Annotated in this window: 13 protein-coding genes; 7 read left to right on the top strand and 6 right to left on the bottom strand. The window is 68.2% G+C overall.

Annotation, left to right across the window (positions count from 1 at the left end):
- Nucleotides 1-289 precede the first annotated feature (289 nt).
- A complete protein-coding gene (locus ACRYJK_RS10195) occupies nucleotides 290-3,184 on the top strand; it encodes an Rne/Rng family ribonuclease (RefSeq protein WP_482667481.1) in 2,895 nt (964 codons plus the stop codon).
- A gap of 87 nt (nucleotides 3,185-3,271) precedes the next feature.
- Here ACRYJK_RS10195 and ACRYJK_RS10190 read toward each other — a convergent pair whose 3' ends face one another.
- Nucleotides 3,272-4,000 carry a class I SAM-dependent methyltransferase gene (locus tag ACRYJK_RS10190; protein WP_482667480.1) on the bottom strand — a complete coding sequence of 243 codons (729 nt, stop codon included), beginning with the start codon at nucleotides 3,998-4,000 and terminating at the stop codon, nucleotides 3,272-3,274.
- Between the two features lie 124 nt (nucleotides 4,001-4,124).
- Nucleotides 4,125-6,230: a RelA/SpoT family protein gene (locus ACRYJK_RS10185; RefSeq protein WP_482667479.1), complete on the bottom strand. Its 2,106-nt coding sequence runs from the start codon at nucleotides 6,228-6,230 to the stop codon at nucleotides 4,125-4,127.
- A gap of 141 nt (nucleotides 6,231-6,371) precedes the next feature.
- Here ACRYJK_RS10185 and ACRYJK_RS10180 point away from each other — a divergent pair, with 141 nt between their 5' ends.
- Nucleotides 6,372-7,619 (top strand): sensor histidine kinase, encoded by a 1,248-nt coding sequence (locus ACRYJK_RS10180; protein ID WP_482667478.1) that lies wholly within the window; start codon nucleotides 6,372-6,374, stop codon nucleotides 7,617-7,619.
- On the top strand, nucleotides 7,616-8,428 hold the full coding sequence (locus tag ACRYJK_RS10175) for a LytR/AlgR family response regulator transcription factor (RefSeq protein ID WP_482667477.1): 813 nt from the start codon (nucleotides 7,616-7,618) through the stop codon (nucleotides 8,426-8,428). Before ACRYJK_RS10180 ends, ACRYJK_RS10175 begins: the two co-directional genes overlap by 4 nt.
- Before the next feature lie 15 nt (nucleotides 8,429-8,443).
- Here ACRYJK_RS10175 and ACRYJK_RS10170 read toward each other — a convergent pair whose 3' ends face one another.
- The gene (locus ACRYJK_RS10170) at nucleotides 8,444-8,875 is read right to left on the bottom strand and encodes a nucleoside deaminase (RefSeq protein WP_482667747.1); all 432 of its coding nucleotides are present in this window, start codon (nucleotides 8,873-8,875) and stop codon (nucleotides 8,444-8,446) included.
- 129 nt (nucleotides 8,876-9,004) lie between these two features.
- Here ACRYJK_RS10170 and rpmB point away from each other — a divergent pair, with 129 nt between their 5' ends.
- Nucleotides 9,005-9,304, top strand: a complete 300-nt coding sequence (gene rpmB / locus ACRYJK_RS10165) for a 50S ribosomal protein L28 (RefSeq protein WP_482667476.1) — start codon at nucleotides 9,005-9,007, stop codon at nucleotides 9,302-9,304.
- An 88-nt stretch (nucleotides 9,305-9,392) separates the two neighbouring features.
- On the opposite strand, the gene ACRYJK_RS10160 is transcribed toward rpmB, so the two are convergent.
- Complete coding sequence (locus tag ACRYJK_RS10160) at nucleotides 9,393-10,418, bottom strand: esterase-like activity of phytase family protein (protein WP_482667475.1); 1,026 nt, start codon at nucleotides 10,416-10,418, stop codon at nucleotides 9,393-9,395.
- A gap of 161 nt (nucleotides 10,419-10,579) precedes the next feature.
- On the opposite strand from ACRYJK_RS10160, the gene ACRYJK_RS10155 reads away from it, so the two are divergent.
- The 3 genes from ACRYJK_RS10155 to ACRYJK_RS10145 all read left to right on the top strand — a co-directional run bounded on the left by ACRYJK_RS10155 (nucleotide 10,580) and on the right by ACRYJK_RS10145 (nucleotide 13,007).
- Entirely contained in the window at nucleotides 10,580-10,945 is a 366-nt protein-coding gene (locus ACRYJK_RS10155; protein ID WP_482667474.1) for a glycine zipper 2TM domain-containing protein, read from the top strand.
- Between the two features lie 293 nt (nucleotides 10,946-11,238).
- A complete protein-coding gene (locus tag ACRYJK_RS10150; RefSeq protein WP_482667746.1) occupies nucleotides 11,239-12,327 on the top strand; it encodes a Ppx/GppA phosphatase family protein in 1,089 nt (362 codons plus the stop codon).
- Nucleotides 12,324-13,007, top strand: a complete 684-nt coding sequence (locus ACRYJK_RS10145; RefSeq protein ID WP_482667473.1) for an RlmE family RNA methyltransferase — start codon at nucleotides 12,324-12,326, stop codon at nucleotides 13,005-13,007. Before ACRYJK_RS10150 ends, ACRYJK_RS10145 begins: the two co-directional genes overlap by 4 nt.
- Here the strand turns inward: ACRYJK_RS10145 and ACRYJK_RS10140 are convergent.
- Nucleotides 13,004-13,342, bottom strand: coding sequence for a DUF2794 domain-containing protein (locus ACRYJK_RS10140; protein ID WP_482667472.1), 339 nt, complete (start codon nucleotides 13,340-13,342; stop codon nucleotides 13,004-13,006). The genes ACRYJK_RS10145 and ACRYJK_RS10140 overlap by 4 nt on opposite strands.
- Nucleotides 13,339-14,028, bottom strand: a complete 690-nt coding sequence (gene cysE, locus ACRYJK_RS10135; RefSeq protein ID WP_482667471.1) for a serine O-acetyltransferase — start codon at nucleotides 14,026-14,028, stop codon at nucleotides 13,339-13,341. Before cysE ends, ACRYJK_RS10140 begins: the two co-directional genes overlap by 4 nt.
- Nucleotides 14,029-14,101 lie beyond the last annotated feature (73 nt).

Raw genomic sequence — 14,101 nt, 5'->3', positions numbered from 1 at the left:
GCTTCACAGTTTGATTGCCCGGCACGCTCACCTTGCGGACCTCATCCGCGGTTCACGCTCCGGTCAATCCTGCCACCGGGTGCGCCCACGTTGATGCCGAACCTTTCCGCCTGCCTGCTCAGCCCTGTCGGGGCTCAGGCGGCGGCCCGTCCGGCACCCCCCGCGGCGCATCTTTCCCCACCTGTTTCGGGCCGGCCTGCAGCATTTTCGCTGTCCGCATCGCCCGCATCATCACGCGCCATCGGGGCTGAGCGGTCTCGCTCGCATCCGGGCGCCCGGAGTATATTGAATGTCCACGCGTATGCTGATCGACGCGCGCCACCGGGAAGAAACCCGCGTCGCGGTCGTCAAGGGTAACCGGATCGAAGAGTTCGATTTCGAATCTGCCGAGCACAAACAGCTCAAGGGCAATATCTACCTCGCCAAGGTCACCCGGGTCGAACCGTCGCTGCAGGCGGCGTTCATCGAATATGGCGGCAATCGCCACGGCTTCCTTGCCTTCAGCGAAATCCACCCCGACTATTTCCAGATCCCGAAGGAGGATCGCGACGCGCTGCTGCGCGAGGAGGCGGAGGCCGCCGCCGCCGCGATGCGCGCCGAGGAGGAGATGGAATCGCTCGAGGGTGAGGTCGAGGACGTGGCGCCTCCGGCCCCGCTCGACGAGGACGGCAACCCGATCGACGCCGACGATTACGACCACGACAGCGAAGATCGCGACGGTGATGATCACGATGGCGACGAAGAGCGCCACGACAATCACTCCGACGGCGATGAGGAAGACGAGTCCCTACCCGCGACCGACGATTCCGACGACGACGCGGCGCGGGACGACGAAGCCCTGCGCGACGACGCGTCAGGCGAACGCCGCCGGGGCCGGGGCCGCCGTCGCCCGGGCAAGGAGCGTGGCCGGCGCAATGATCGCGGGGGCGACCGCGGCGGTGACCGCCCCGAACGCAGCGAGGAGGACGCGCCGCAGCGCCGCTCGTGGCATCGCCGCTACAAGATTCAGGACGTCATTCGCCGCCGCCAGGTGCTGCTGGTCCAGGTCGTCAAGGAAGAGCGCGGCAACAAGGGCGCGGCGCTGACCACCTACCTCAGCCTCGCCGGGCGTTACTGCGTGCTGATGCCCAATTCTAGCAACGGCGGCGGGATCAGCCGCAAAATCTCGAACGGCGCCGACCGCAAGCGGCTTAAATCGATCATCGACGAGATGAACCTGCCGCCGTCGATGGGCTGCATCGTCCGCACCGCAGGACTGGAGCGCACCAAGCCCGAAATCCGCCGCGACTTCGACTATCTCGCGCGGCTGTGGGACGAAATCCGCGAAAAGACGCTGAGCGCGACCGCGCCGGCGCTGATCCACTCGGACAGCGACCTCATCAAGCGCGCCATCCGCGACATCTACAACAGCGACATCAGCGACGTGATCGTGGAGGGTGAGGAGGGATACCGCGCCGCCAAGGACTTCATGAAGCTGCTGATGCCCAGCCACGCCCGGCGCGTGCAGGCCTATTCGGACCCCGTGTCGCTGTTCCAGCGCTATGGCGTCGAGGATCAGCTGTCGGCGATGTATCAGCCGCTGGTGCCGCTGAAATCGGGCGGTTACCTGATCATCAACCCGACCGAGGCGCTGGTGTCGATCGACGTCAACTCCGGCCGCTCTACACGCGAGCATAATATCGAGCAGACCGCGCTCAACACCAACCTCGAGGCCGCTTACGAGGTCGCGCGCCAGCTGCGGCTGCGCGACATGGCGGGGTTGGTAGTGATCGACTTCATCGACATGGAGTCGAACAGCAACGTCCGGAAGGTCGAGCGCGCGATGAAGGACGCGCTCAAGCACGACCGCGCGCGCATCCAGCTCGGCCGCATCTCGGGCTTCGGCCTGATGGAGATGAGCCGCCAGCGACTGCGCACCGGCGTGCTCGAAGCCTCGACCCGCCAGTGTCCGCATTGTGACGGCACCGGGCTCGTCCGCACCGCGGCGTCGGCGGGCCTCGGCGCGTTGCGCCTGCTCGAGGAGGAGGCGGCGCGCGGGCGCGGTTCGCAGTTGCTGCTGCGCGCGAGCCAAGAGGCGGCCTTCTACGTCCTCAACAACAAGCGCGCCGAGCTGACGGGGATCGAGGATCGCTACGGCGTCCGGATCGACGTGCAGTCCGACGGCCATGTCGAGGGCGCACGGATGAGCGTCGATGCGAGCGGCCCGCCGCCCGCCATCCGCCCGCAGTTCACCGCGATTGCCGACGAGCCGGACGACGACATCTTCGATGAGGAGATCGAAGGCGTCGAAGCCGGTGAAGGCGGCGAGGAAGGCACCCAGCGTGAGGACGGCGATCGCAGTCGCCGCCGCCGTCGCCGCCGCCGGGGCGGTCGTCGCGACGATGAAGGCGCACCGCGCGAACAGCAGGACGACGTTGCGCTCGACGATGGCGAACCGCGCGAATCCGCCGATAGCGGCGAGGACGCGGGCGAAGCCGAGCCCGCCGACGACCGCGTCGACAACGGTGAACGCGACGAGGCGGAGCCCGGCGACGCGCGGCGGCGTCGACGCGGTCGTCGCGGTGGCCGCAACCGTCGCAGCGAAGGTCGCGCCGGCGCCGAGGACGATGAGGCGACGGCTTCATCCACGGAGGAAGCGGATGCGGGCGACGCGCCAGCACCGCTTGCCGATGCCGACGCGGGCGATGTGGATGCCGACGCGGAACCACAGCTCGCTCTGCCCGAGGGGGACGCCGAGCCGGTGACCGAGGAGAAGCCCGCCGCCAAGCCCCGCCGGTCACGGCGCAAGGCCGCGGACGCGGCCAGCGAGAACGCCGCCCCCACGGACGGCGCCAGCGAGGGCGAAGCGGACGCCGAACCGGCGAAAAAGCCGCGTCGCTCGCGCAAGAAGGTCGCCGAGACGCCGACGGCCGACGCGGTTGCCAGCGGCGAAGCGAGCGATGAAGGCTCGCCTGCCGAGGCCACCGCTGCCGAGGAGGCGCCAGCCCCTAAGCGCCGCCGTTCGACCCGCAAGACCGCCGCCAGCACCGCCGCCAAAGTCAGCGAGGCCATCGCCTCGTCGGACGAGGATGCGGCGGCGCCGGCCACCGCTGCGGAGCCTGCGGAAATGGCCGATGCGACGGCCGAACCGACCGAAGCCCCGGCGCCCCGTCGCGGCTGGTGGCAGCGCACCTTCGGCGGTTGATGCGAACGAGCCGTCCGGGCGACACACCGCGCCCGGACGGTCCCGCTCCCGCGTCCCGGTCGACGCGGCTAATGTCGAGCTGAACGCCTACCGCCGCGCGGGATCATGACCTTCGCTGCGATGATGCTCGAGCGGCAGCAACGTATCGGACCCGGAGCGCGCAATCGACGGGCGGCGGCAGACCGCCCGGTCGTAGCGTGGCAGGCCCTTGCCCAACAGCGCTGCGGTTCCGGGGATCACCAACAGGTGATCGCGCCTCGCCACCACCCGCAGCCCCGCTTCGGTCGCGGCAGCCACGACGTCGCGCGTGGCCGTCGCCCGGTAGCCAAGCCCGGTGCGCATCCGCAGCAGCGGGAGGCCGACGCGATTTACCGCTCGTTCGGCGGGGCTGAACTGTACCAACGCGCGTCCATCGGACACAAGATTGCGCGCGATCGCACGCATCGTGTCGCGGCTGTCGTCCACATGCGCGAGCACGCCGAGGCACATCACCACGTCGCCGGGGTCGTCCAGCGTCACGGCGTGAAGATCGTCGACCAGATAGGTTGCAGGTCGATTCGCTCTCCCGGAGCGTGCCCGACCGACCATGTCCGCCGCGCTGTCGACAAAGGCGATGTGCCGGGCTTCGGCAAAGGACGCCGAAACCGCACCGTCGCCGCAGCCAAGATCGACGATGTGCTTGCCCGTCAGCGGTCCCAGCACCTCCCCCGCCAACTCTGCGCGGCGACGGATGCGATAATTTGCGCGGAGATATCGATCGCCCTCGGCGAAATAGCCCTGAGCAAGCCGGGTCCGGTCGGACAGCATCGTCGCCATGGCGGCATCCTGTTCGTAAACCGAGGCCCAAAGCAATGCCCGATCAGACAGTTGCGTCCTCCGGCATGACGGAAGCGTTGCCGATCGGGCCACGCACTTCTGGAAGTTTCTTGCGTCGCGGGGATCAGCCGCGTTCGGCGGACACAACGACGTCGCTGGCGCGTAGGTTGGAGAGGATGCGCATGACGTGGGTGAGATCCTTGACCTCCACGTCGACCAGCATCGCATGAAAGTCGCCGTCGCGGCTGGCGAGGCGAAGGTTGATGATGTTGGCGCCGGCGCGCGCGATGGTCGCCGCCATCTCGGCCAACGTGCCCGGTTCGTGGCGCAACACGATCACCAGCCGCGCGGTGCCGCCTTCGCTGTCGCGCTGCCAGCGCACGTCGATCCATTCGGCATCGCCCACGTCGGCGAGTTCGGGACAGTCGATGACGTGCACCTCGATCCCCTCACCCGGCCGGCCGAGCGCGACGATGCGGTCGCCTGGGATCGGTCGGCAGCAGTCGGCGAGCGTGTAGGCGACGCCGGGGGTCAGTCCTTCGATGCTGATCGGCTTGGTCGCGTCGAAGCTGATCCCGCCCGCCTTCATCTCGGCGACGATGCCGGGGACGAGCGCATCCATGACGTCGGTGTCGCGCAGCTGGCGCCGGCCGATCGCGTACATGAGGTCGTCGTCGCCGCCGAGCTTCAGCCGCCCGACCGCCTCGCGCCGTGCCTTTTCGCCGACCTTGACCGGCAGGCGCGAGACGATCGCGTCGTAGAGCGTGCGGCCGAGCGCGATGGTCTCGTCACGCTCCTTGTGACGGACGTGCCGCCGCACCGCCGCGCGCGCCTTGCCGGTGGCGACGAACCCGCTCCACGCGGGCTCGGGGGTCTGGCTCTCGCTGGTCAGAATCTCGACCGTATCGCCATTGCTGAGCTGGGTGCGCAGCGGCACCAGCCGGCCGTTGACCTTGGCACCGACGGTACGGTCGCCGAGCGCGGTGTGCACGGCATAGGCAAAGTCGACCGGCGTCGCGCCCTTGGGCAGCTGGTGCAGCGCGCCTTTGGGCGTGAAGGCGAAGATGCGGTCCTGATACATCGCCATGCGCGTATGTTCCAGCAGCTCGTCCGCATCCTGCGCCTGGTCGAGGATTTCGATGAGGTCGCGGATCCATCCCGCCTGCCCGTCGGGCCGCGCCTCCTGCTTGTAGGCCCAGTGCGCGGCGAGCCCGAATTCATTCTGCCGGTGCATCGCGCGGTCGCGGATCTGGATTTCGACGCGCATGTTCTCGCCGCGCATCACCGTCGTGTGCAACGAGCGATAGCCGTTGCGCTTCGGGGTCGAGATGAAGTCCTTGAACCGCCCGGGCACCAGCTTCCAGCGCCGGTGCACGATGCCCAGCGCGCGATAGCAGGCGTCCTCGTCTGCGGTGATGACGCGGAACGCCATGATGTCGGTCACCTGTTCGATGGTGACGTGGCGCTCCTGCATCTTGCGCCACACCGAATAGGGGTGCTTGGCGCGGCCGGTCACTTCGGCCTCGATACCGTGGGCGGCGAGCTCGGCGCGGATTTCCTCGGCGATGCGCTTGACCCGGTCGGTGCCGCCGCGGGTCAATTTGTCGAGCTGGGTGGTGATGCTCTCGTACGCATCTGGCTCGAGCTCGCGAAAGGCGAGCAGCTGCATCTCGCGCATAAATTCATAGAGGCCGATGCGCTCCGCCAGCGGCGCGTAGATATCCATCGTCTCGCGCGCGATGCGGCGGCGTTTTTCGGGAGCCGGGATGTGGTGCAGCGTACGCATGTTGTGCAGCCGGTCGGCAAGCTTCACCAGCAGCACGCGAATGTCGTCCGACATGGCGAGAAGGAATTTGCGCAGATTTTCCGCCGCGCGCTCATGCTCGCTGTCGTTGGCGGCCTGTTGATGCTCGATCTTGCTGAGCTTGGTCACGCCGTCGACCAGCCGCGCGACGTCGCCGCCGAACAGCCGGTCGATCTCCTCGGCGCTGGTCAGCGTGTCCTCGAGCGTGTCGTGAAGGAGGCCGGTGATGATGCTCGCCTGGTCGAGCTTCAATTCGGTGAGGATGCCCGCCACCTCGACCGGGTGGCTGAAATATGGGTCGCCGCTGGCGCGCTTTTGCGTGCCATGTTTCTGTACGGTGAAGACATAGGCCCGGTTGAGCGCATCCTCGTCCGCATCGGGATCATAGGCGCGCACCGCCTCCACCAGTTGATACTGACGCAGCATGCGACCGTTGTGGCGTTAAGGTCGTTCGTTTCCAAGGTGTTTTGGTTGAGGTCGCGCAACGAATTGGTATCGCCGCGGCAGCGCGGCTCGATCGGTCACGGTCGCGCCCCCCTTGCCCCGCTTCGCACAAATGCCGATGATATGGGCGATGCCGTGCACGACCCCGACCGTCGCCCGATGACCCGGCAAGACAGCCTGCGCAGCTGGCTGCTTGGCGCGCCACCGGCGCCGAGCGCGGCGGTGCCGGCGCGGCGTAGCCCGCGCGACCCGTTCCGTCCCTCGACCCGGGCACAGCCATTCTTCGTCGACAAGGTGCGCGCCTTCTGGGTGCTGCAGGGACTGGGGTGGGCCGGTCTGTTCGTTCTGCGTGCCATCTCCAACCTGGCGCAAGGGCAGGATATCGCGGTGCTGGCGCCGCTGCTGGTGTCGATGCTGACCGGCTTTTCGCTGACGCTGCTATTGTCGCTGGCCTATCGTCGCCTGATGAAGCGCGGTTCGCTCACCGCCTGGGCGGGCGCGATCGGCGCGATGTTCGCGGCGACGGTGGTCTATGCCTTCATCGACGCGTCGATGGTCGCCATCCAGCCGAGCAGCGAAAATGCGGCGTTCTCGACGCTGATGCTGGTGCCGCTGTTCCTCGACGTCGTGTTCCTGGGCGGATGGTCGGCGCTGTATTTCGCGATCAACTATTTCCTGCGGGTGGAGCAACAGGCGGACCAGTTGATCGCGCTGGAAGGGCAGGCGACGGCGTCGACGCTCGCCATGCTGCGCTACCAGATCAACCCGCACTTCCTGTTCAATACCCTCAATTCGATTTCGACGCTGGTGCTGTTGAAACAGACCGAGCCCGCCAACGCGATGCTCAGCCGGCTGTCGTCGTTCCTGCGCTACACGCTCGCCAACGAACCGTCGGCGATGGTCACGCTGACGCAGGAGGTGGAGACGATGAAGCTTTACCTCGACATCGAGAAAATGCGGTTCGAGGAGCGTCTGCGCGTCAGCTTCGACATCGATGAGGCGGCGGCGGATGCGGCGATGCCGTCGCTGCTGCTGCAGCCGGTGATCGAAAACGCGATCAAATATGCGGTGACGCCATCGGAGGACGGAGCGGATGTCCGCGTCGCCGCGCATCTCGTCGGCGAAAGGGTGCGCATCGTCGTGTCCGACACGGGCGGCGGGTTGCCCCCGGACATCGCCATGGCCACCCCGTCGACCGGCGTCGGCCTCGCCAACATTCGCGATCGGCTGACGCAGGCCTATGGCGAGGAGCAACGCTTCGAAGCGAAGGAAGGGGAGGAGGGGTTCGTGGTCACGATCGAACTTCCCTATCGCCGCATCGCGTCGGAGGCGGCCCCGGCCATGTCGCAAAGGACCGCGCTCAACGCATGACCATCCGCACCATTCTCGTCGACGATGAAAAGCTGGCCGTTCAGGGGCTGACCCTGCGGCTGGAGGGGCACGGCGACATTGAGATCGTCGATACGGCCCAGAACGGGCGCGAGGCGATCCGCAAGATCAAGATGCATAAACCCGACCTCGTCTTCCTCGACATCCAGATGCCGGGCTTCGACGGGTTTTCGGTGGTGCAGGGCCTGATGGACGTCGAACCGCCGCTGTTCGTGTTCGTCACCGCCTATCAGGACCATGCGCTGAAGGCGTTCGACGCGCAGGCGGTGGATTATCTGCTGAAGCCGGTGGAGCCGCAGCGGCTGGCCGACGCGCTCGACCGGGTGCGGCGTCGCCTGTCCGAGGCGCGCGCCGGCGAAGAGGCCGAACGGCTCAAGGAAGTGCTCGCCGAGGTTGCACCGGAAGCGGCCGAGCAGGTCGCCGCCGCCAGCGACGAAACCATTGAACCGGTCGCCGCCAACCGCTTCGAAAAGCTCATCAACATCAAGGATCGCGGGCAGATCTTTCGCGTCGATGTCGATTCGATCGAACGGATCGAAGCGGCCGGCGATTACATGGTCGTATATACCGGCGAGAAGAGCTTCATCCTGCGCGAGACGATGAAGGACCTCGAACGCCGGCTCGATCCGCGCGTGTTCCAGCGCGTGCATCGCAGCTGGATCGTCAACCTCGGACAGGTGCGCGAGGTGAAGCCGCACACCAACGGCGAATGTTTCCTGATCCTGACGTCCGGATCGGACGTGAAGGTCAGCCGCAGCTATCGTGACGTGGTGGCGCGCTTCGTTCATTGAACGGACGGCGGCCCGTTACCCCCTCAACTGCTGGAAAAATTCCCGCAGGAGCGTGGTGCTCTCGTCGGCCATGACCCCGCCGTAGCATTCCGGCCGATGGTGGAGCGTGGGCTGGGTGAACAGCCGCGGTCCGTGCACCACGGCGCCGCCCTTGGGGTCGTCCGCGCCCCAGTAGAGCCGTGCGAGGCGTGCATGGGCGATGGCCCCGGCGCACATCGCGCAGGGTTCGAGCGTCACCCACAGGTCGCATGCGGGCAGCCGATCGCTGCCGAGCGCCTTGGCAGCTTCGCGCAGCGCGACGATTTCGGCGTGAGCGGTCGGGTCGCATCGTGCGCGAGGCGCATTGGCGCCCTCCCCCACGATCGTACCGCGGTGTACGACGACGGCGCCGACCGGCACCTCCCCCGCCGCGGCGGCGGCACGCGCCAGCTCGACCGCGCGGGCCATATAGGGTGACGGGGGGAAGGGCGCGCGCACGTCCGTCGCGCTAGCGCACGGGGCGCGGCTTGACGAATCTGCACGTCCCGCTTAAGCGCGCAGCCTTTCCGGCCACGGTCGAACACAGGATTTCAAGTCATGTCGCGCATCTGCGAACTGACGGGCAAGGGCCGTCAGGTGGGTCACAATGTGAGCCACGCCAACAACAAGACCAAGCGCACGTTCCTTCCGAACCTGCACAACGTAACGCTGCTCAGCGACGCGCTGGGCCAGAGCGTGAAGCTGCGCGTGTCGACGCACGGCCTGCGCTCGGTCGAACACAACGGCGGTCTCGACAATTGGCTGGTCAAGACGAAGGACGAGCTGCTGTCGCTCAAGGCGCGCCGTCTGAAGCGCGACGTGGTGAAGAAGCTCGCCGAGAGCAACGCCGCAGCGTGATTCGTTAGTGCGCGGTTCGCGCGGACGCCTGCCCGATTAAAGCTACAGAAAAGCGGGCGCGCCTTGATGGTCGCCCGCTTTTCGTCGTTTATCGGTCGGGACAGCTCAGTTCGAGCAGCAGGCTGCGCTGCAAGCGGTGGAAGTTGTCGTCGCTGATCAGCCAGACGCGGCAGTCCCCACCGCGCCCGGTCACGGCCACGCCCTCGAAATTCTCGCGCCACGGACCCTGTTCGATCCGGGCGATCGTTCGCGCCCGCCAGGCAGCGTTGGGGCGGAGCTCTCGCGGGTCGGCAACCGCCAGTGTCGATGTCCAGCCGCGAAAGGGATCGCCGCGACGGTGGAGGATCAGCACGCGGCCGTCGCTCAGCCGCGTCGCGTCGGTCACCGCACCGCGCGCCGCGTCGTCATAGGCCACTTCGACGGGGGCGGCGGCGCCGCGCGCGAACGGGTCGGCCGGATAAATGAGCAGCGACCGGCCCGCGACACCACTCGCTGAAGCGGCTCGCTCGGCGAAGACCAGCAGGCGCCCGTCCCGCAGCCGGACCAGCCCCTCTGGCCCGGAATTGGAGGTCCAACGCCGCATCGGCGGATCGCGGCGGGTTGCGACTACCGACAGCGCATTGTCGAGCAACGCCAGCCGCGGCGGCGCCTCCAGCCCGGCGACCCAGCCACCGCGCGCGCCTGTCGCGGGGATCATCGATTCGCTGTCGAGCCGCACCGCGGTCCCGAACGCGGCACCGACCGCGCGCACGCGGCGCCATCGCTGCGCCGCCACCCGCCGCTCGGCGGTCAGCGCCAGATCGAGCACACGACCCGCATCGGTGACGAAGGTAAAGGCGAGCGCCCCCGCGCGATTCTCCTCGACCGAAGCGATGGTCGAAAAGCCGCCAAGCCGCCGGTCTGCCAGATTGATCGACCAGGCCCGCCGCAACGTCAGTTCGCCGAACCGCTCGCCCGAGACCTCGAGCGGCCGGAGCGTGGCAGGCGGCGGGTCGGCGGGGATAGCCGGCAGCGGCACGCGCGTGCCATTCGTGGAGATCACCGCCAGCAGGACGGCGGCGACGATCTGAAGCGGACGGCGAACGGCAAACACGCTCGCCGCGATGAACGTCACACCCCCGCCGCGCAACCACGCGCGGTGTCATGGCGTCCTCACTTCCCTGAACGTCAAACGACAGCGCCGTTCAGGAGGCGTGCACGCGCTGACGGGCACCAATGACGTCGGATCAACGCGGACCCCAACCGTCGGCGTCGTCGTCCGACCGGAGAGACATGATGAAAAAGCTGACCATCGCCTTTGCCGCCGCCGCCACGCTCGTCACGGGTGCTGCGCCGGCCGCCGCCCACGGCCGTGACCATCGCGACCGTTACGAGAGCCGCTACGATCGCGGCAATTACGGCCGTTACGACAGCTATCGCGGCTACAATCAGGGTTACGACCGCGCCTATTACGGCGATCAGCGCCGCGCGTATCGCTGCAACAGCGGCACCACCGGGCTGATCGTTGGCGGCGTCGCCGGCGGCCTGCTCGGGCGCGAAGTCGTTCGCCGCGACCGCACCGCGGGTGCGATCATCGGCGGCGCGGTGGGCGCGCTCGCCGGTCGCCAACTCGAACGTGCCGGCAGCAACAATCGCTGCTGAGCCGTCGAGTGCGGGAGCAGACCCCACCCTCCCCAGCTCCCGCACTTGTACGAAGGCGCGCGTCGGACCCCCGGCGCGCGCCTTTTCGCGAGTGTGAACGAGGGTTGTCGTGACCTGGCACGAGGGATAGGACGGCAGCCAACTTCTGCAGCCCAATCCGAGCTGCGTGCATGAATTGAAAGGCGTCGCCGATGGCGGATCGGGGGTCGAACCACCCCGCCGCGCGGCCCGCCGCTTCGCAGGGCGCGTCATGGCGCGACCGCGACCGCGACGGCGAGACCGCGCTCAGGCTGATGGCCGGCGATGGGCCTGACGCGCCCATTCCCCCGCCGCCGGCCATGCGGCACGGCCATGCCGCCCGCGCGATCGGGCCCGGCTCCAGCGTCCATGCGCAGACCTTTGCGGCGCTCGACCTCGGCACCAACAATTGTCGCCTGCTGATCGCGCGACCGCACGGCGAAGAATTCGTCATCGTCGACGCTTATTCCCGCATCGTTCGGCTGGGCGAGGGCCTTGCCTCGACAGGCCGGCTGGCAGACACGGCGATGGACCGCGCGGTGGAGGCGCTGTCGGTGTGCGCGGACAAGCTTTGCCGTCGGCACGTCACCCTCTCTCGCGCGGTTGCTACCGAAGCCTGCCGCCGGGCCAGCAATGGCGAGGAATTCCTGCGTCGCGTGCGCGAGGAAACGGGCATCCTCCTCGACGTGATCGGCGCCGAAGAGGAAGCGCGGCTGGCGGTCATGGGCTGTCACCAGCTGCTGACGCCCGGCGACGGCCCGGCGCTGATCTTCGACATCGGCGGCGGCTCGACCGAGCTGGTGCTGGTCGACGACCGCGGCGCATTCCCGCAGGTCCTCGCTTGGCGCAGCGTGCCCTGGGGCGTGGTGACGCTGACCGAATCGGAGCCGCACGACAGCCGCGATGCCAGTGCGCGCGCCGCCGCCTATGCCGCCATGCGGGCGCGGGTGCGGGCCGACATGGCGGGATTTTGCGACGCCGCAGAGCAGCACGAGGCGCCCTCGCGGAAACCGCGCCTGCTCGGCACCAGCGGCACCGTCACGACGCTCGCCAGCGTGCACCTCGGCCTCAAAAGCTACGATCGCTCGCGGGTCGACGGGCTGCGCATCGGCCGTGACGACCTGCGCGGCATCTGCGCTCAGCTCGCCGGCCTGTCACTCGGCGATCGCGCGCGACTCGACTGCATCGGGCGCGAGCGGGCGGATCTCGTCGTTGCAGGCTGCGCGGTGCTGGAGGAGATCCTCGACATCTGGCCGGCGACGTCGGTCTCGGTCGCCGACCGAGGCATTCGCGAAGGCGTGCTGCGCCAATTGATGCACCAGCCGCACGCGCGCCGCATCAATCGCAAGAGCGTGCGCCGGTGAGCCGGGGCGGCAGCGGCGGGGGCGGCCGCACACGCGTGCGCACCGCGCGCAACCGGTCGGCGCAATCGACCCGCTGGCTCGCGCGCCAGCTCAACGACCCGTATGTCAAACGTGCGAAGGCCGAGGGTTACCGCAGCCGCGCGGCGTACAAGCTGATCGAACTCGACCTCAAATACGGGCTGCTGCGTGGGGCCAGGCGAGTCGTCGATCTCGGCATCGCGCCGGGCGGATGGAGTCAGGTGGTGCGCCGCACCGTGCCCGCCGCGGCGGTGGTCGGCATCGACCTGCTACCCGTCGAGCCGATCGACGGCGTCGCCATCCTGCAGATGGACTTCATGGCCGACGAAGCGCCGGACGCGATCGCGGCGCTGCTCGACGGACCACCCGACCTCGTCCTCTCGGACATGGCGGCGAACACGGTGGGTCATCCGCAGACCGACCATCTGCGCACGCTCGCGCTGGCGGAGGCGGCGGCGGACTTTGCCATCGCCAACCTCTCCCCCGGCGGCGCGTTCGTATCGAAGGTGTTCCAGGGCGGCACCGACCGCGACCTCCTTGACGTCCTCAAGCGGCACTTCACCAGCGTGAAGCACGCCAAACCACCCTCGAGCCGCAAGGGCAGCCCGGAGCTGTTCGTCGTCGCGCAGGGGTTCAAGCGCGCGGCGGACGGGCCCGCCTAACCGATCAGTTTGAGGAGGCGCCGTTCCACCGGCGCCAGCACACCGGCCAGTTCGTGGCCGCGTTTGAGCACCGCGCCATGTTCGCCGATCAGCGCCCACATGCCCTGCCGATGTCGCAGCGCGGGACGCTTTTCGATCCGCACCTCGGGGCGTTCGGCGGTGCGCCGAAAGCACGAAAAGCTCGCCGCCTCGCGACCGAAGTCGATCGCATAGTCGCGCCAGTGCCCCGCGGCGACCATGCGACCGTACAGGTCGAGGATCCGCATCAGCTCCGCCCGCTCGAACCCGACCTGCGTCGCCGCCGGCTGGGGCAGGGGATGAACGGTAGCGGTCATGCGCTGGCCGACGAACGAGCCGCCGCCACCTCGGCCGACAGCTTGGCGACACGCGTCTGCAGTTCGGCGAGCTGGCATTGCAGCAGCTCGATCTGCTGCGTGTCGGGATCGAACATCTCGCGGCACGACGTGCCATAGGGCACGAAGTCGCGCGCCGGCTCCGGGTCGTTCACGTCGATCCGGCGCGCCGGGATGCCGACCATCACCGCGCCCGGTTCGACTTCGCGGGTGACGACCGCATTGGCGCCGACGCGCGCATTCTCGCCCACCTGGATCGGCCCCAGCACCTGCGCCCCGGCCCCGAGGATGGCGCCCGGAGCGATGGTCGGGTGGCGTTTCCCGCCGATGCCATTGGCCGGGTCCGTCCCACCCAGCGTCACCCCCTGATAGATGGTGACATCATCGCCAATGTCGGCGGTCTCGCCGATGACGACGCCCATGCCGTGATCGATGAACAGCCGCCGCCCGATCCGTGCGCCGGGGTGGATGTCGATGCCGGTCAGCCAGCGGGCGGCGTGATTGACGAAGCGCGCGAGGAAAAACAGCCCCGCTCCGAACAGCCAGTGCGCCACGCGATGAAGCGCGACCGCCAGCAGACCAGGGTAGGTCAGCACCTCCCACCGCGAGCGGGGAGCGGGGTCGCGCGCCTTGATGGAGTCGAGATATGCGAGAAAGTCGGCGACCATGCGCCGTCTATGTCGAGCCAGCTGAATGGCTTGACAAGCGACCGTCGAGTTACAATTTCGATTATAGCGCGTC

Source organism: Sphingomonas sp. BLHR8 (genome assembly GCF_056821725.1).
The sequence above is the reverse complement of the archived record's forward strand: the minus strand, read 5'-3'. Positions and strand labels throughout refer to the sequence as shown.

Bases quoted from the DNA above. Each gene is read 5' to 3' on its own strand.
- ACRYJK_RS10195 (WP_482667481.1), top strand. From the start codon at position 290: ATGTCCACGCGTATGCTGATCGACGCGCGCCACCGGGAAGAAACCCGC.
- ACRYJK_RS10190 (WP_482667480.1), bottom strand. From the start codon at position 4,000: ATGGCGACGATGCTGTCCGACCGGACCCGGCTTGCTCAGGGCTATTTC.
- ACRYJK_RS10185 (WP_482667479.1), bottom strand. From the start codon at position 6,230: ATGCTGCGTCAGTATCAACTGGTGGAGGCGGTGCGCGCCTATGATCCC.
- ACRYJK_RS10180 (WP_482667478.1), top strand. From the start codon at position 6,372: ATGGGCGATGCCGTGCACGACCCCGACCGTCGCCCGATGACCCGGCAA.
- ACRYJK_RS10175 (WP_482667477.1), top strand. From the start codon at position 7,616: ATGACCATCCGCACCATTCTCGTCGACGATGAAAAGCTGGCCGTTCAG.
- ACRYJK_RS10170 (WP_482667747.1), bottom strand. From the start codon at position 8,875: ATGGCCCGCGCGGTCGAGCTGGCGCGTGCCGCCGCCGCGGCGGGGGAG.
- rpmB (WP_482667476.1), top strand. From the start codon at position 9,005: ATGTCGCGCATCTGCGAACTGACGGGCAAGGGCCGTCAGGTGGGTCAC.
- ACRYJK_RS10155 (WP_482667474.1), top strand. From the start codon at position 10,580: ATGAAAAAGCTGACCATCGCCTTTGCCGCCGCCGCCACGCTCGTCACG.
- ACRYJK_RS10150 (WP_482667746.1), top strand. From the start codon at position 11,239: ATGGCCGGCGATGGGCCTGACGCGCCCATTCCCCCGCCGCCGGCCATG.
- ACRYJK_RS10140 (WP_482667472.1), bottom strand. From the start codon at position 13,342: ATGACCGCTACCGTTCATCCCCTGCCCCAGCCGGCGGCGACGCAGGTC.
- cysE (WP_482667471.1), bottom strand. From the start codon at position 14,028: ATGGTCGCCGACTTTCTCGCATATCTCGACTCCATCAAGGCGCGCGAC.